The 16,640-nt window shown below is 66.6% G+C and carries 17 protein-coding genes; 3 read left to right on the top strand and 14 right to left on the bottom strand.

Annotated elements, in window-relative coordinates; translation table 11 throughout:
- Nucleotides 1-144: 144 nt before the first annotated feature.
- From WS61_RS05850 to rpe, 8 genes are all read right to left on the bottom strand, one after another.
- Nucleotides 145-1,062: a uracil-DNA glycosylase gene (locus WS61_RS05850; protein ID WP_059499664.1), complete on the bottom strand. Its 918-nt coding sequence runs from the start codon at nt 1,060-1,062 to the stop codon at nt 145-147.
- 13 nt (nt 1,063-1,075) lie between these two features.
- The gene (locus WS61_RS05845) at nt 1,076-1,702 is read right to left on the bottom strand and encodes a CYTH domain-containing protein (protein WP_059499663.1); all 627 of its coding nucleotides are present in this window, start codon (nt 1,700-1,702) and stop codon (nt 1,076-1,078) included.
- Entirely contained in the window at nt 1,702-2,487 is a 786-nt protein-coding gene (gene trpC / locus WS61_RS05840; protein ID WP_059499662.1) for an indole-3-glycerol phosphate synthase TrpC, read from the bottom strand. Before trpC ends, WS61_RS05845 begins: the two co-directional genes overlap by 1 nt.
- Before the next feature lie 28 nt (nt 2,488-2,515).
- Nucleotides 2,516-3,547, bottom strand: a complete 1,032-nt coding sequence (trpD, locus tag WS61_RS05835; protein WP_034209840.1) for an anthranilate phosphoribosyltransferase — start codon at nt 3,545-3,547, stop codon at nt 2,516-2,518.
- A gap of 13 nt (nt 3,548-3,560) precedes the next feature.
- On the bottom strand, nt 3,561-4,151 hold the full coding sequence (locus tag WS61_RS05830) for an aminodeoxychorismate/anthranilate synthase component II (protein WP_059499661.1): 591 nt from the start codon (nt 4,149-4,151) through the stop codon (nt 3,561-3,563).
- Nucleotides 4,152-4,164: 13 nt separating this feature from the next.
- On the bottom strand, nt 4,165-5,658 hold the full coding sequence (gene trpE / locus WS61_RS05825) for an anthranilate synthase component I (RefSeq protein WP_059499660.1): 1,494 nt from the start codon (nt 5,656-5,658) through the stop codon (nt 4,165-4,167).
- Nucleotides 5,659-6,015: 357 nt separating this feature from the next.
- Nucleotides 6,016-6,780, bottom strand: a complete 765-nt coding sequence (locus WS61_RS05820) for a phosphoglycolate phosphatase (protein ID WP_059499659.1) — start codon at nt 6,778-6,780, stop codon at nt 6,016-6,018.
- Nucleotides 6,781-6,784: 4 nt separating this feature from the next.
- The gene (rpe, locus tag WS61_RS05815; RefSeq protein WP_006482066.1) at nt 6,785-7,471 is read right to left on the bottom strand and encodes a ribulose-phosphate 3-epimerase; all 687 of its coding nucleotides are present in this window, start codon (nt 7,469-7,471) and stop codon (nt 6,785-6,787) included.
- Between the two features lie 177 nt (nt 7,472-7,648).
- Here rpe and apaG point away from each other — a divergent pair, with 177 nt between their 5' ends.
- Nucleotides 7,649-8,023, top strand: a complete 375-nt coding sequence (apaG, locus tag WS61_RS05810) for a Co2+/Mg2+ efflux protein ApaG (RefSeq protein WP_006477037.1) — start codon at nt 7,649-7,651, stop codon at nt 8,021-8,023.
- A 14-nt stretch (nt 8,024-8,037) separates the two neighbouring features.
- Here the strand turns inward: apaG and WS61_RS35545 are convergent, their stop codons facing one another.
- Nucleotides 8,038-8,181: a hypothetical protein gene (locus WS61_RS35545; protein WP_006482075.1), complete on the bottom strand. Its 144-nt coding sequence runs from the start codon at nt 8,179-8,181 to the stop codon at nt 8,038-8,040.
- A gap of 28 nt (nt 8,182-8,209) precedes the next feature.
- On the opposite strand from WS61_RS35545, the gene WS61_RS05805 reads away from it, so the two are divergent.
- Entirely contained in the window at nt 8,210-9,334 is a 1,125-nt protein-coding gene (locus WS61_RS05805) for a murein transglycosylase A (protein ID WP_257127099.1), read from the top strand.
- Between the two features lie 249 nt (nt 9,335-9,583).
- On the opposite strand, the gene paaK is transcribed toward WS61_RS05805, so the two are convergent.
- The 5 genes from paaK to paaN all read right to left on the bottom strand — a co-directional run bounded on the left by paaK (nt 9,584) and on the right by paaN (nt 15,209).
- Nucleotides 9,584-10,882: a phenylacetate--CoA ligase PaaK gene (paaK, locus tag WS61_RS05800; RefSeq protein ID WP_059499658.1), complete on the bottom strand. Its 1,299-nt coding sequence runs from the start codon at nt 10,880-10,882 to the stop codon at nt 9,584-9,586.
- A gap of 39 nt (nt 10,883-10,921) precedes the next feature.
- Nucleotides 10,922-11,374 carry a hydroxyphenylacetyl-CoA thioesterase PaaI gene (gene paaI / locus WS61_RS05795; RefSeq protein WP_059499657.1) on the bottom strand — a complete coding sequence of 151 codons (453 nt, stop codon included), beginning with the start codon at nt 11,372-11,374 and terminating at the stop codon, nt 10,922-10,924.
- A 1-nt stretch (nt 11,375) separates the two neighbouring features.
- Complete coding sequence (gene paaG, locus WS61_RS05790) at nt 11,376-12,167, bottom strand: 2-(1,2-epoxy-1,2-dihydrophenyl)acetyl-CoA isomerase PaaG (RefSeq protein ID WP_059499656.1); 792 nt, start codon at nt 12,165-12,167, stop codon at nt 11,376-11,378.
- A gap of 45 nt (nt 12,168-12,212) precedes the next feature.
- Nucleotides 12,213-13,415, bottom strand: a complete 1,203-nt coding sequence (gene pcaF, locus WS61_RS05785; protein WP_059499655.1) for a 3-oxoadipyl-CoA thiolase — start codon at nt 13,413-13,415, stop codon at nt 12,213-12,215.
- A gap of 87 nt (nt 13,416-13,502) precedes the next feature.
- Complete coding sequence (gene paaN / locus WS61_RS05780; protein ID WP_059499654.1) at nt 13,503-15,209, bottom strand: phenylacetic acid degradation protein PaaN; 1,707 nt, start codon at nt 15,207-15,209, stop codon at nt 13,503-13,505.
- A 129-nt stretch (nt 15,210-15,338) separates the two neighbouring features.
- On the opposite strand from paaN, the gene WS61_RS05775 reads away from it, so the two are divergent.
- Entirely contained in the window at nt 15,339-16,115 is a 777-nt protein-coding gene (locus WS61_RS05775; protein ID WP_059499653.1) for an enoyl-CoA hydratase, read from the top strand.
- Nucleotides 16,116-16,640 lie beyond the last annotated feature (525 nt).

Genomic DNA, 16,640 nt, shown 5'->3' with positions numbered 1-16,640 from the left:
TCAGGTCGATGCGGGTGCGATGCACCCGCTGCATCGCCCGATAAAAAATGCCGCGCCCCGAAAGGGACGCGGCATTTTCGTATTCGCCCGGCGAACCCTGGGGCCGGCGCAAGCCCGTTATTAGCGTGGACGGGCGCTAGGCCGTTACGCGAGCGTTTCGGCTGCGTCCGGCAGGCGCCAGTCGATCGGTTCGCGGCCTGCATCGATCAGATAGTCGTTCGCGAGCGCGAAATGGCGGCAGCCGAGGAACCCGCGGTGCGCGGACAGCGGCGACGGATGCGGCGCCTCGAGCACGCAATGCGCGTTCGCGTCGAACAGTGCGCGCTTCGCCTGCGCATGCGCGCCCCACAGCATGAACACGAGCCCGCGATGGCGGCCGGCGAGCTCGCGTATCAGCGTGTCCGTGCATTGCTCCCAGCCACGCTTCGCATGGCTCGCGGCCGCGCCGCGCTCGACCGTCAGCACGGTGTTGAGCAGCAGCACGCCCTGGCGCGCCCATGTATCGAGACAGCCGTGACGCGGTGTGTCGTGACCGAAGTTCGCGGAGATTTCCTTGAAGATGTTGCGCAGCGACGGCGGCGGGCGCACGGCCGGCGGCACCGAGAACGCGAGGCCGTGCGCCTGCGGCGTGCCGCGGTCGTCGCCGTGATACGGGTCCTGGCCGAGGATCACGACCTTCACGTCGTCCGGGCTCGTCAGGCGCAGTGCGCGGAACACGTCGGTCGGGTAGACCGTCTTGCCGGCCGCGCGCTCGTCATCGACGAAGCGGCACAGCGGCGCGTACGCGTCGCTGTCGGTGAACGGTTTCAGCACGTCGCGCCAGACGGCCGGCAGCGCGTCGAATTGCGCGGCGAGATGTGGCACGTCGGCAGCAACGGGCTGCGGTGCCGAGGCGGTCGGGGCCGGCGCGGGCGCCGGTGCGGCTGTCTTCTTCGTGGATTTTCGCTGGGCCGCGGGCGGCTCGGAAGCCTCGGACGGAATATCGGCCGGTGCCGGTTCCGGCACGGGATCGTCGAACAGCGACGCCTGTTGCGGCGCGCGGGAAGTCTTGCGGGTTGCCATGCGTGATGCGTGTTTATTGCGCGCGCAGCCGGTAGCCGCGCTGCGCCTTGCTGATGTTTTCGGGAACGAGGCCCGGCAGTGCCTGCTGCAGTTCGGCGGCGAGCGTCGCGAGCGCCGTTTCCGGGCCGTCGATCAGTTCGAGTTCGATTTCGCTGATCGGTTCGCGGCGCGTTTCGTGTTCCGCCTGGACGACGATCTCGCCGAGGTCTACCGCGGCCTCGACGGTCGCGCCGCCGATTGCGATGCGCCACAGCGTACGCGAAAAATCCGTGCGGAACAGCGCGTACAGTGCACCGGCCGCGTCATTCAGCGCGGCGGCGGCTTCCGGCACGTCGCAGGCCGCGACGAGCGCGTCGATTTCGAGCGCGTCGCCCGCGACCGGCAGTTCCCATTCGTGGCGGCGGTGCAGGCCGCCTTCCGCGCTGCCGACTGTCTTGAACGTCTGCAGCCAGCCGTCCGGCGTGCGGCGCACGCGCACCGCGCTCTTCGAGCGCGCCAGCGCGAGATCGGGCGTGTCGTAATAGACGTTCGCGAGCGTGATCGTGTGGCCGGGTTCGCCGGTCAGCGTCTCGAAGAAGCGGCGCGCCGCGTCGGCCTGGCCGGCCGGCAGCGCGAGCTTGATTTCCTTTTCGATCGCCATCAGAAGAACATCCGTGCGAGTTCCTCGCCCGGCTGGTCGGCGCGCATGAACGCCTCGCCGACGAGGAACGTGTTCACGTTCGCCGCGCGCATGGTGTCGACGTCGGTGCGCGACAGGATGCCCGATTCGGTCACGACGATGCGGTCCGCTGGAATCATGTCGAGCATGTCGAGCGTGGTCCGGATCGACGTCTCGAACGTGCGCAGGTTGCGGTTGTTGATGCCGAGCAGCGGCGTCTTGAGCGTCAGCGCCTGTTCCATCTCGTTACGGTCGTGCACTTCGACCAGCACCGCGAGGCCGAGCGAGTGCGCATAGGCTTCCAGATCCTGCATCAGCGGCGTGTCGAGTGCCGCGGCGATCAGCAGGATCGCGTCGGCGCCCATCGCGCGGGCTTCGACGATCTGGTACGCGTCGACGATGAAGTCCTTGCGCAGCACCGGCAGCGTGCAGGCCGCGCGCGCTTCCTCGAGGTAGCGGACGCCGCCCTGGAAGAACTGCTCGTCGGTCAGCACCGACAGGCACGCGGCGCCGTGCGCCGCATACGAGCGCGCGATGTCGGCCGGCACGAAATGCTCGCGCAGCACGCCTTTCGACGGGCTTGCCTTCTTGATTTCGGCGATCACGGCGGCGTTGCCGGCCGCGTGTTTCGCCCGCAGCGCGCCGACGAAGTCGCGCAGGTCGCGCGCGGAGGCTTCCAGCTTCAGCGCCTCGAGTGGCGTGCTACGCATGGCCGCCGCCACTTCTTCGCGCTTGACGGCGATGATTCGGTCGAGAATGTCGCTCATAGGGATTCCTGCTTGATTCGTAAGAGGGTCAGCGCTTGAACTGCTGCGTGAAGCGCACGAGTTCGTCGACCTTCGCGCGGGCCTTGCCGCTCGCGATCGCTTCGCGGGCCAGCTGGATGCCGTCCGCGATCGACTCGGCGATATTGGCCGCATAGAGCGCGGTGCCCGCGTTCAGCGTGACGATCTCGCGCGCGACGCCCGGCTGGTTGTCCAGCGCGCCGAGCAGCATCGTGCGCGATTCGTCGGCATTTTCCACCTTCAGCGTGCGGTTCGACACCATCTGCAGGCCGAAGTCCTCCGGATGGATCTCGTATTCGTGCACCTCGCCGTCGCGCAATTCGCCGACGAGCGTCGCGGCGCCGAGCGACACCTCGTCCATCCCGTCCTTGCCGTACACGACGAGCACGTGCTGTGCGCCGAGGCGCTGCATCACGCGCACCTGGATGCCGACGAGGTCGGGGTGGAACACGCCCATCAGCTGGTTCGGCGCGCCGGCCGGATTGGTCAGCGGGCCGAGGATGTTGAAGATCGTGCGCACGCCGAGTTCGCGGCGCACGGCCGCGATGTTCTTCATCGCCGGGTGATGGTTCGGCGCGAACATGAAGCCCATGCCGGTTTCGGCGATCGATGCGGCGACCTGGTCCGACTGCAGGTCGATGTTCACGCCGAGCGCCTCGAGCACGTCGGCGCTGCCGGACTTGCTCGACACGCCGCGGTTGCCGTGTTTCGCGACCTTCGCACCCGCAGCCGCCGTGACGAACATCGACGCGGTCGAGATGTTGAACGTGTGCGAGCCGTCGCCGCCGGTGCCGACGATGTCGACGAAATTCGAGTTGTCCCGCACCTCGACGTGGTTCGCGAATTCGCGCATCACGGTCGCGGCGGCGGCGATCTCGCCGATCGTCTCCTTCTTCACGCGCAGCCCGGTGATGATCGCGGCCGCCATCACGGGCGACATGTCGCCGCGCATGATCAGCCGCATCAGGTGCAGCATTTCGTCGTGGAAGATCTCGCGGTGCTCGATCGTGCGCTGCAGCGCTTCCTGCGGGGTAATCGTCATCGTACGTCTCCCGTCAGGCGGCCGGTGCGGCCGCGGCGCGGCTCTGCTTCAGGAAATTCTCGAGCAGCGCATGGCCGTGCTCGGACAGGATCGATTCCGGGTGGAACTGCACGCCTTCGACCGGCAGCGTCTTGTGGCGCACGCCCATGATCTCGCCGTCGTCGGTCCATGCGGACACCTCGAGGCAATCGGGCAGCGATTCGCGTTCGATCGCGAGCGAGTGATAGCGCGTGACGTCGAAATGCTTCGGCAGGTCGGCGAACACGCCGCGGCAGTCGGTTTCGATCCGGCTCACCTTGCCGTGCATGATGGTCTTCGCGCGCACCACGCGGCCGCCGAACGCTTCGCCGATCGCCTGGTGGCCGAGGCAGACGCCGAGGATCGGCTTCCTGCCCGCGAATTCGCGCAGCACCTCGAGCGTGATGCCCGCGTGTTGCGGATTGCTCGGCCCCGGCGACAGGCAGATGGTGTCGGGATTCAGGCGCGCGATGTCGTCGAGCGTGATTTCGTCGTTGCGGTAGGTGCGCACGTCCTCGCCGAGTTCGCCGAAGTACTGGACCAGGTTGTAGGTAAACGAGTCGTAGTTGTCGATCATGAGCAGCATGGTCAGTCTCCGGTCAGAAGTCGCTATCGAGGCCGTCCTGGACCTGTTCGGCCGCACGCAGCACCGCGCGCGCCTTGTTCTCGGTCTCTTGCCATTCGGATTCGGGCACCGAATCCGCGACGACGCCGGCCGCCGCTTGCACGTACAGGTTGCCGTTGTGGATCAGGCCCGTGCGGATCGCGATCGCGAGATCCATCTCGCCCGAGAACGACAGGTAGCCGACCGCACCGCCGTACAGCCCGCGCTTGACCGGCTCGAGCTCGTCGATCAGTTCCATCGCGCGCACCTTCGGCGCGCCGGACAGCGTGCCGGCCGGGAACGTCGCGCGCAGCACGTCGTAGTTCGTCATGCCGGGCTTCAGCTTGCCTTCGACCGAGCTGACGATGTGCTGCACGTGCGAGTACTTCTCGATCACCATCTTGTCGGTCACCTGCACCGAGCCGATCTCCGCGATGCGGCCGACGTCGTTGCGCGCGAGGTCGATCAGCATCACGTGTTCGGCGATCTCCTTCGGATCGTTCAGCAGCTCGGTCGCGAGTTCCGCGTCACGCTCCGGCGTGTTGCCGCGCGGGCGCGTGCCGGCGAGCGGACGGATCGTGACGATCTGGTCGTCGCCGCGCTTTTCCTGGCGCACCAGGATTTCCGGCGACGCGCCGACCACGTGGAAATCGCCGAAGTTGTAGTAATACATGTACGGCGACGGATTCAGCGAACGCAGCGCGCGATACAGCGACAGCGGATTGTCGCGGTACGGCTTCGTCAGCCGTTGGCCGACCTGAATCTGCATCAGCTCGCCGGCCGCGATGTATTCCTTCGCCTGGCGCACGGCGGCCAGATAGTCGTCCTTCTTGAATTCGCGGAACGTCTCGGTGCGCACGCTCGCCGACGTGACGGGCGGCTGCACGGTCGTGCGCAGGCGCTGCTTCAGTTCGCGCAGCCGCTGTTTTGCCTTCGCGTACGCTTCGGGCTGGCCCGGGTCCGCGTAGATGATCAGGTACAGCTTGCCGGCGAGGTTGTCGATCACCGCGACTTCCTCGGTCAGCAGCAACTGGATGTCGGGCAGCCCGAGATCGTCGCGCGGCGCGGTGTTCGCGAGCTTCTTCTCGATGTAGCGCACCGCGTCGTAGCCGAAGTAGCCTGCGAGGCCGCCGCAGAAACGCGGCAGGCCCAGGCGCTGCGCGACCTTGAAGCGCGCCTGGAACGATTCGATGAACTGGAACGGGTCGCCGTCGTGCGTCTCGACGATCTGGCCGTCGCGCACGACTTCCGACACGCCGTTGCGGGTGCGCACGAGCGTGCGGGCGGGCAGGCCGATGAACGAGTAGCGGCCGAAACGTTCGCCGCCGACCACCGATTCGAGCAGGAACGAGTTGGCGCCCGCGCGTTCGGGCTGGGCCAGCTTCAGGTAGAGGGACAGCGGTGTTTCGAGATCGGCGAGCGCTTCCGCGATCAGCGGGATGCGGTTGTAGCCTTCGTTCGCGAGCGATTGGAATTCGAGTTCGGTCATGTTCCGGTCCTGTTCGGGACGAGCGGCGCGGGCGCCAGGGATCACTTGACGCTGCGCGGGTGGCCGTCGGCGAAAGGGCGGTCGATCGAGAAGTGCCTGTTGCCGGCCGGCACTCCGGGCGTGAACGTCGCGAGCCTGCGGCCGGTCCTGAACGCAAGCGTTCGGGCGCGGTGGAACTCGAGGTGGTGCGACGATCGGCGCGCGGATGCGCAGCGAGATAAAAAACGGCGCTGAAGACGTGCTTCAGCGTACCTCATCGAAGAGGTTAGCGCGACCAGCGACGCCAGGGCCAGGCTCCCCGGTCGATGCTGCTCAGACTCCGTTTTTTATTCAGAAACATGCGGATGGAAGAAATAATCAGACGGTTGGCCGGCCGGCGTTGTGCGCGGAAATTGCGCGAGCCGCGACCAGCAACGAATCGACTATACCATCCGAATTTATCGTTTGTATAGCCTTGCCGTGGTTGTAGCCGTACGGCACCGTCAGCGTCGCCATCCCGGCCGCGCGGCCGGCCAGCGCATCGTTTTCCGAGTCGCCGATCGCGACCGCGGTGTCCGGCGCGACGCCGAGCGCGTCGCAGGCCGTCAGCATCGGCAGCGGATCGGGCTTCTTGCGCGCGACGCTGTCGCCGCCGAGCACGATGCCGAAGCAGCCGGCCAGCCCGTATTGCTCGAGCAGCTCGACCGCGAAGCGGTGCGGCTTGTTCGTCACGCACGCGAGCCGGATGCCGGCCGCGCGCAGCGCGTCGAGCCCGGCCGCCACGTCCGGATAGAGACGCGTGTGGCGGCCGTTGATCTTCGCGTATTCGGTCTGGTAGATCGCGAGCGCGTCGTCGAAGCGCGCGTGCGCTTCATCGGCCGGGAAGCGCGGCTTCAGCACGCTCTGGATCAGGTGTTCGGAGCCCTTGCCGACGTAGCCGATCACTTCGTCGCGCGACGTGGCCGGCGCGCCGAGCCGCGCGAGCATCCCGTTCAGGCCGGCCGTGAAATCGTCGGCCGTGTCGACCATCGTGCCGTCGAGGTCGATCAGCGCGGCATCGATGCGCGGCGCGGCAAAGCGGATCGCGGCCGCGTCTGAGGCGGCCCCGGCCGGCGCGTGGCCGGCGAACGACGAGTCGGCCACGGCGTCAGCTCCGCTCGACGGTGGCGAGCGCCGCGCGCATCTCGTCGATCACCTTGCGATAGTCGGGCTTGCCGAAGATCGCCGAACCCGCGACGAACGTGTCGGCGCCGGCTGCCGCGATTTCCGCGATGTTGTCGGCCTTCACGCCGCCGTCGACTTCGAGCAGGATCTCGCGGCCCGTGCGTTCGGTGTACGCGTCGATGCGGGCGCGCGCCTCGCGCAGCTTGTTCAGCGTTTCCGGAATGAACGACTGGCCGCCGAAGCCCGGGTTCACCGACATCAGCAGCACGAAGTCGAGGCGGTCCATCACGTGGTCGAGGTAGTTCAGCGGCGTGGCCGGGTTGAACACGAGGCCGGCCTTGCAGCCGTGGTCGCGGATCAGCGACAGCGTGCGGTCGATGTGGTCCGAGCCTTCCGGGTGAAAGCTGATCAGGTTCGCGCCGGCCTTCGCGAAATCGGGCACGATCCGGTCGACCGGGCGCACCATCAGGTGCACGTCGATCGGTACCTGCACGTGCGGGCGGATCGCCTCGCAGACGAGCGGGCCGATCGTGAGGTTCGGCACATAATGGTTGTCCATTACGTCGAAGTGAATCCAGTCGGCGCCGGCGGCGACCACGTTGCGGACTTCTTCGCCGAGCCGTGCGAAGTCGGCCGACAGGATGCTGGGAGCGATGCGGAATTGAGTCATGACAGGGGAGCGGGGACGTTGCGGCGCAAAACCGTCATTCTACCGTCCGGCGACCCGGTGCGCGGCGGCAGGCCGTGCGGTTGCGGCCCGATTGCGCATAGAATGCCGAACCAATGCAGCGCGCCCGCGGCCCGGCCGCCCGAGTCGGCGCGCGCGGTTACCTACAGTGGACACACCATGAGTCAGTATCAGTTCACCGTTTCGGTGAAAACCAGCTACTTGCCGGAACAATCCGACCCCGATCACCGTCAATACGCATTCGCGTACACGCTGACCATCCGCAACACGGGGCAGGTCGCGGCACAACTGATCGCGCGCCACTGGATCATCACGGACAGCGAGAGCCACGTGCAGGAAGTCAAGGGACTCGGCGTCGTCGGCCACCAGCCGCTGCTGCAGCCGGGCGAGCATTTCGAATACACGAGCTGGGCCGTGATCGCGACGCCGGTCGGCACGATGCGCGGCGCGTACTTCTGCGTGGCGGAGGACGGTGAGCGCTTCGAGGCGCCGGTCGACGAGTTCGCCCTGCACATGCCGCGCACGCTGCATTGAGCGTGCGGCGCGCGTCAGCGCGGCTGGCGGTCGTTGTGGCGGGCCTGCTTCTTTCTGCCCGACGACGTCCACACGACGATGAAGATCAGCAGGGCAAGCGCTACGAAGGCTTCGAGCGCGAAGATGAGCATCGGATATTGGTCGAGAAAATCTGACATGGCGGTTTCCATCAAGAACGGACATTGTATGTGGTTTGGGCCCCGGCTGGCCGGGTGGATGGCCGCAACCGCGGCGGCGGCGCTGCTCGCCGCGTGCGGCGGCGCGCCGACGCGAACCTCCGCGCTGAAGCCGCCGACCGGCGCGGCGATCGTGCCGGGGCAGGTCGCCGCGAAGCGGCTCACGCCGGTCGCGTGGCAGCAGGTGCCGGGCTGGCAGGACGATTCGCTGATCGGCGCGACGGCCGCGCTGCGGCAGAATTGTGCGCGGCTCGCGCGCCAGCCGGCTTGGACGCGCGCTTGCGCGGCCGCCGATCGGCTCGACGAACTCGACGTCAGCAGCGCACGCACCTTCTTCGAAACGTATTTCACGCCGTTCCAGCTCGCGAATACCGACGGGACGCTCGACGGGCTCGTGACCGGCTATTACGAGCCGCTGCTGCACGGGTCGCGCGTGCGCCGCGGCCCGTATCAATACGCGCTCTATCGCTGGCCGGCCGGCTATCGCGCGGGCGCCGCGCTGCCGGCACGCGCGCAGCTCGAGCGCGCCGGCATCCTGAACGGCAACGAGCTCGTGTGGGTCGACGATCCGATCGAGGCATTCTTCCTGCAGGTGCAGGGCTCGGGTCGCGTGCTGCTCGACGACGGTTCGGTGATGCGGGTCGGCTTCGGCGGCACCAACAATCAGCCGTACCGTTCGATCGGCAAGTGGCTGCTCGATCGCGGCGAGCTGACGCCCGCGCAGGCGACGATGCAGGGCATCAAGGCCTGGGCGAAGGCGAACCCGACGCGCGTCGACGCGCTGCTCGACACGAATCCGCGCTTCGTGTTCTTCCGCGACATGCCGACCAAGGAAGATGCGCCGCACGGCGGCGCGGACGGCCCGATCGGCGCGCTCGGCGTGCCGCTGACCCCGGAGCGCTCGATCGCGGTCGATCCGTCGTCGATCCCGCTCGGCACGCCGGTGTTCCTGCAGACCACGCGTCCGCTGACGAATACGCCGATGAACCGGCTCGTGTTCGCGCAGGATACGGGCTCGGCGATCAAGGGCGGCGTGCGGGCAGACTATTTCTGGGGGCTCGGCGACGATGCCGGTGATCTGGCCGGCCGGATGAAGCAGGTCGGCAGGATGTGGCTGCTGTTCCCGAATTCGTGATGTCGGGCGGCGCCGGCTGGCAGGACGGTCGCGCGCGAACGAAGCGGCGGCATTGACGGCGCGCCTCGTGCGCGTGGGTGTGCCGGTCTGATCGCCGGTGTGCCCATGTGATTTCAGTTCGCGTAATGCTGTGCGCGTCACGTCGAACGACGCTTTGGAGTCGAGCAGCCCGATCGGCATTGGCCGACCGGGCTGTTTCGTTTGCAGGCGCGGATCGGCCGCTGCGCGCCGCATGCGCGGCGAGCGACCTCAGCCCTTGCGCTTGTCGACGACGCGGCGCGCCTTGCCGACCGAGCGCTCGATGCCGTTCACGGGCAGCACGTTGATCACGGCCGTCACGCCGATCAGCGACTTGATGTCGTACGCGAGCGCCTGTTTTGCCGCCTGGATCGCCGCGGTATCGGGCGCGGTTTCCGGGCACGGCTCGACGTTGAGCGTCAGCACGTCGAGCGGACCTTCCTTGGTCAGCACGATCTGATAGTGCGGCGCGAGCGCGCGCTGCTTGAGCAACTGTTCCTCGATTTGTGTCGGGAACACGTTGACGCCACGCACGATCATCATGTCGTCCGACCGGCCGGTGATCTTCTCCATCCGGCGCATCGTCCGGGCGGTGCCCGGCAACAGGCGCGTGAGGTCGCGCGTGCGATAGCGGACGATCGGCAGCGCTTCCTTCGTCAGCGACGTGAACACGAGTTCGCCGAGTTGGCCGTCCGGCAGCACTTCGCCGGTGTCGGGATCGATGATTTCCGGATAGAAGTGGTCTTCCCAGATGGTCGGGCCGTCCTTGGTCTCGACGCATTCGGACGCGACGCCCGGGCCCATCACTTCGGATAACCCGTAGATGTCGACCGCGTCGATGCCCATCCGCTGTTCGATCGCGACGCGCATGTCGTTGGTCCACGGCTCCGCGCCGAAGATGCCGATGCGCAGCGAACTCTGCACGGGATCGAGACCCTGGCGCTCGATCTCGTCGGCGATCGACAGCATGTAGCTCGGCGTGACCATGATGATGTCGGGCCGGAAATCCTGGATCAGCTGTACCTGCTTTTCGGTCTGGCCGCCGCCGAACGGGATCACGGTCAGCCCTGCGCGTTCGGCGCCGTAGTGCGCGCCGAGCCCGCCCGTGAACAGCCCGTAGCCGTAGCTGACGTGGACCTTGTCGCCGCGGCGCGCACCGGCGGCGCGGATCGAGCGTGCGACGAGATTCGCCCACGTATCGATGTCGGCGGCCGTATAGCCGACGACCGTCGGCTTGCCGGTCGTGCCCGACGACGCGTGAATGCGCGAGATCTGGTCCTGCGGCACCGCGAACATCCCGAACGGATAGCTGTCGCGCAGATCGCCCTTGGTCGTGAACGGAAAGCGCGACAGGTCGGCGAGCGTTTTCAGGTCGTCCGGATGCACACCGGCTTCGTCGAACTTGCGGCGATAGACGGGCGAGTGGTCATACGCGTGCCGGAGCGACCACTTGAGGCGTTCGAGCTGCAGTGCGGTCAGCTCGTCGCGTGAGGCGGTCTCGATCGGCTCGAGCGGTAGCGGGGTAGTCATGCATGTCTCCAGTGTTTGTTATGGGGCGAGCCGTCGACGTCAGCGGTCTTCCGGGATGACCGTGCCCTTGATCTGGGCCGATTTGCCGCGAAACATCGCGATCGTGTCGCCTGTCTGGTTCGTGACGCGGATGTCGTAGATGCCGTGGCGGCCGGCACGCGCCTGTTCGACCGCCTCGGCCGTCAGCACGTCGCCACCGTGCACGGGGCGCAGGAATTCGATTGAGCAGCCGGCCGCGACCGCATTCAGGTTGTACGAGTTGCACGCGAACGCGAACGTCGAATCGGCGAGCGTGAAGATGATTCCGCCGTGACAGGTCTGGTGCCCGTTCAGGAATTCGGGCCGCACGCGCATCTGCAGGCGGGCGTAGCCGGCGCGTACTTCGACGATTTCCATGCCGAACGCGCGGCTGCAGGCGTCGGCGTCGTACATGGCCTGCGCGGTGGCGCGGGCAAGCGAATCGGGGTCGAGCGTGGCGGTGGCGTTCATCATGTCAACGCCCTTCGAAGCGCGGCACGCGCTTCTCGATGAAGGCCTTCACACCTTCCGCATAGTCGTCCGACTGGCCGAGCTTGCGCTGCAGGTCGCGCTCGAGGTCGAGCTGCTGATCGAGCGTGTTCGTGACGCTGTCTCGCATCGACTGCTTGATCGATGCGATGGCGAGCGTCGGCTGCTGCGCGAGCTGGGTGGCAAGCTGGCGGACCGTGGCGACGAGCGCGTCGTCGTCGACCGCGCGCCAGATCAGGCCCCACTGTTCGGCTTGTTCGGCGCCGAGCTTGTCGCCGGTCAGCGCGAGCCCCAGCGCGCGTGCCATGCCGACGCGTTGCGGCAGGAACCACGTGCCGCCCGAATCGGGCACGAGCCCGATCTTGACGAAGGCCTGGATGAAACTGCTCGAGCGGGCAGCGAACACCAGGTCGCACGCAAGTGCGAGATTTGCGCCGGCGCCGGCCGCCGTTCCGTTGACGGCGGCGATCACGGGAATCGGCAGACGCTGCAGGCGGCGGATCAGCGGATTGAAATGCTCGTCGATCAGCGTGCCGAGGTCGGTGGACGCGCCTGGCGTGAAGTCGAGATCGGCGAGGTCCTGGCCCGCGCAAAAGCCGCGTCCCGCACCCGTCAGAATCAGTGCGCGTGCGCCGGCCGCTTCGACTTCATCGAGCGCCGATTGCAGTTCGCGATGCATCGCCCGTGTGAAGCTGTTCAGCTTGTCGGGGCGGTTGAGCGTGATCGTGGCCACGCGCGCGGCCTGATCGATATCCAGCTGGATCGCCTGATAGGACATGCAGTGTCTCCTTCATGACTTCGTTATAGGCGCGCGGCGCGTCGGTTACACGCGTTCGATCGCGAGCGCGATGCCCTGGCCGACGCCGATGCACATCGTACAGAGCGCGAAGCGGCCGCCGGTACGCTCGAGTTGATGGAGCGCCGTGGTGACGAGCCGCGCGCCCGATGCGCCGAGCGGGTGGCCGAGCGCGATCGCACCACCGTTCGGGTTCACGCGGGGATCGTCGTCGGCGACGCCGAGCATGCGCAGCACCGCGAGACCTTGCGACGCGAACGCCTCGTTCAGTTCGATCACGTCGAACTGGTCGATGCGCATGCCGAGCTGGTGCAGCAGCTTCTGCGTGGCCGGCGCGGGACCGATGCCCATTACGCGCGGCTCGACGCCGGCCGTCGCCATCCCGACGACGCGCGCGCGGCGGCGCAGGCCATATTGGTCGGCCGCCTGCGCATTGGCGAGCAGCAGCGCGCAGGCGCCGTCGTTGACGCCCGACGCGTTGCCGGCCGTGACCGAGCCGTCCGGGCGCACGACGCCCTTCAGCTTCGCGAGCGCTTCGAGCGACGTCTCGCGCGGATGCTCGTCACGCGACACGACCACGGGATCGCCCTTCTTCTGCGCAATCGTGACCGGTACGATTTCCTCGGCGAGCGTACCGTCCTGCTGTGCCCGCGCGGCCTTCTGCTGGCTGCGCAGCGCGAACAGGTCTTGATCCGCGCGGTTGATGTGGTAATCGACCGCAACGTTCTCGGCCGTCTCCGGCATCGAATCGACCCCATACAACTGCTTCATCAGCGGATTGACGAAACGCCAGCCGATCGTCGTATCGAAGATGTCGGCCTGGCGCGCGAACGCGCTCGCGGCCTTGCCCATCACGAACGGTGCGCGCGTCATGCTCTCGACGCCACCTGCGATCATCAGGCGCGCTTCGCCTGCCTTGATCGCGCGCGCTGCCGTGCCGACCGCATCCATTCCGGAGCCGCACAGTCGGTTCAGCGTCGTGCCCGGCACGGCGGTGGGCAGGCCTGCCAGCAGCGCGGACATGCGCGCGACGTTGCGGTTGTCCTCGCCGGCCTGGTTCGCGCAGCCGTAGATCACGTCGTCGATCGCTGCCCAGTCGACGTCGCGGTTTCGCTCGATCAGCGCCTTGAGCGGCACCGCGCCGAGGTCGTCGGCGCGGACATCTTTCAGGGCGCCGCCGTAGCGGCCGATGGGAGTGCGAATCGCGTCGCAGATGTAGGCGTCTGTCATGAGCGTATCGGTGAGTGACGAACCCGCCGGGTGGCGGATTCGTTCATGGTAGAGAACGTGGCGGCGTTTGCACGTCGGCCATTCGGGTTATGCCGTCTGGCCAGCTTCCGCAGGTACTGCCTTCGGGGCAACATGGACGCGGCTTTGAACCACGCGGAACCGGTTGGCGACGAATGCCGGGTCGGCCAGCGCGGCGTTGGCGGCTGGATTCGCGCCCGTGCCGTGGAAGTCGGAGAACGCGGCCGACTGATTGACGAATACGCCGCCCGTCAGGTTGATCGACAGCGCGACGCCGCCACGCACCGCTGCGTCGTGTGCGGCGTTGACGATTGCGTCGTCGGTGCTGTAGACGGAGAGGGTCAGTGCGCCATGCTCGGCGGCGATTGCACCGGCCAGATCGAGCGATTGCGCGGTCGAGTCGGTTGCGATCACGAACGAGATCGGGCCGAACCACTCCTGCGTAAATTTCTCGCGGTCGGCCACGTCGAGTTGCAGCACGAGGGGGGTACGCACGCGCGCATCGGGGAAAGCGGGGTGCTGGAGGGGCACGCTGTCCGCGAGCACACGGCCGAGTTTGCGCGCGTCGTCGATACGCGCGGTCACGCCGTCGTTCTGGATCGCGCCGATCAGTTCGACCGAGCGTGCCGGGTCGCCGGTGAGTTTTTGCACGGCAATCGCGATCGCTTGTGCGACGTCGTCGAAGCTCGCATGGCCGTCGGCCGTCCGGATGCCGTCGCGCGGCACGTAGATGTTCTGCGGTGCCGTGCACATCTGGCCGGAGTACAGCGCCAGCGAGAACGCGATGTTCTTGGCGGCGGCCTTCAGGTCGTCGGTCGAGTCGATCACGATCTGGTTGACGCCGGCTTTCTCGGTGTAGACCTGCGCCTGATGGGCATGGCGTTCGAGCCACGTGCCGTTCTGCGTGCTGCCGGTGAAGTCGATCAGCTTGATCTCCGGGCGCAGCGCGAGATCCTGGACGAGGGCGCCATCGTTGGGTTCGGTCGCGAGGAGCGTGACGACGTTCGGGTCGAACCCGGCTTCGCGCAGCACGTCGCGGGCGATCCGCACCGTGATGGCGAGCGGCAGAATCGCGCCCGGATGCGGTTTGACGATCACGGCATTACCGGTTGCCAGATCGGCGAACAGGCCCGGGTAGCCGTTCCAGGTCGGGAACGTGCAGCAGCCGAGCACGAGGCCCGTGCCGCGCGGCACGATCGTATAGCGCTTGTGCATCGCGAGCGGCGGGTTCTTGCCTTGCGGCTTTTCCCAGTGCGCATCGGCCGGGATGCGGCGCAGTTCGTCCCACGCATAGGCAACTGCCTCGAGGGCGCGGTCCTGCGCGTGCGGGCCGCCGGCCTGGAACGCCATCATGAAGGCTTGCCCCGTGGTGTGCATCACGCTGTAGGCAATTTCGAAGCTTGCGCGGTTCAGGCGCGCGAGGATTTCGAGGCTGACGCCGACCCACGCGCTCGGGCCGGCTTCGCGCCACGTGCGCCGCGCGGCCGCTGCGGCAGCGATCAGGGCGTCGGGCGTCGATTTCGGATACCGGACGCCCAGCGCGATGCCGTACGGCGAGCGCTCGGCGCCGACCGTTTCACCGGACGCCGGCTGGTCGAGCACGAAGGTCTTGTCGAGGTGCGACTTGAACGCGGCCTCACCGTCCGCGCTTGCACTTTCCCCGTACACTTTGGGACTCGGCATTTCGGCGAACGGGCTCCAGTACCCGCGGCTCTCGATGGCGGCGAGTGCGTGTTTCAGCGTGTCTTCGTGCTTCGTGAACAGGGCATGGGTCATGGCGGCGGCCTGATGAACGTTGAGAGGGATCGGATCGATTAATTAACCGACCGGTTGGTCGGAGAATGGTAGCATCAAACTATTCGCATGTGCGAGGCGTTTCTCATTTCATTGATCGAGGAGAAATAGATGGCTTACGAGAACATCCTGGTGGAGACCCGCGGGCGTGTCGGTCTGGTGACGCTGAACCGTCCGAAGGCGCTGAATGCGCTGAACGATGCGCTGATGGACGAGCTGGGTGCTGCGCTGAAGGCGTTCGATGCGGACGACGATATCGGCGCGATCGTCGTGACCGGGAGCGAGAAGGCATTCGCTGCCGGCGCGGACATCGGCATGATGGCGGCCTACTCCTATATGGATGTCTATCGGGGCGACTACATCACGCGCAACTGGGAGACGGTCCGCGAGATCCGCAAACCGATCATTGCTGCGGTTTCGGGCTTTGCGCTGGGCGGTGGCTGCGAGCTCGCGATGATGTGCGACATCATCTTCGCGGCGGACACGGCCAAATTCGGTCAGCCGGAAATCAAGCTGGGCGTCATGCCGGGTGCGGGCGGCACGCAGCGTTTGCCGCGCGCGGTATCGAAGGCGAAGGCGATGGACATGTGCCTGACCGCGCGCTTCATGGACGCCGCCGAAGCCGAGCGTGCCGGGCTCGTGTCGCGCGTGCTGCCGGCCGACAAGCTGCTCGACGAGGCGATTGCCGCCGCGACGACGATCGCCGAGTTCTCGCTGCCGGCGGTCATGATGGTCAAGGAGTCGGTGAACCGCGCGTACGAGACGACGCTGGCCGAAGGCGTCCACTTCGAGCGGCGATTGTTCCATTCGTTGTTCGCAACCGAAGACCAGAAGGAAGGGATGGCGGCATTCGTCGAGAAGCGCAAGCCGGTGTTCAAGCACCGTTGATCGGCGGGCGCCGCGCACCGCGGTAGGTATCCGGTGACTGCTCTGTATCGATTCTCGGCGTGATTGCTTCGCTCGGTTCTTCAAAAGCCCCCGTGCGCGGCAGCGCACGGGGGCTTTTTCGAACTTTCTTCACAAAGAGCTTGCACGGAAGGGGGCGGATGCATAGAATCACGCCTCTTTCGCGCTAACGGAAACGCAGCGCGGGAGGAAGGGAAGCGGTGCTGTTGGGGTTCGGAAGTAGCGAGCCCCGACGGCGCAGGAAGATGACCCCGCAGTCGCAACGATGTCGTGCAGAAAGTAGTTGACGCGCTGCGAAACACGGTTCATAATCTCGCTTCTCTGCTGCTGAAAACGCAGCGCTGCTGAGGGGTTCAGGATTCCTCGCAGAATGCTCTTTAAAAATTAACAGCCGATAAGTGTGGGCGCTTGATGGAAGCGAGCTGATCCCCGGATCAGATAGCAAAAGTATCAAGAGTCTCACACTAAAGTAAGTCAGGTTTATGAAGCAATTCATATTCCTGTCAG

The organism is Burkholderia sp. ABCPW 11, from assembly GCF_001523445.1.
Taxonomy (GTDB): domain Bacteria; phylum Pseudomonadota; class Gammaproteobacteria; order Burkholderiales; family Burkholderiaceae; genus Burkholderia.
The sequence above is the reverse complement of the archived record's forward strand: the minus strand, read 5'-3'. Positions and strand labels throughout refer to the sequence as shown.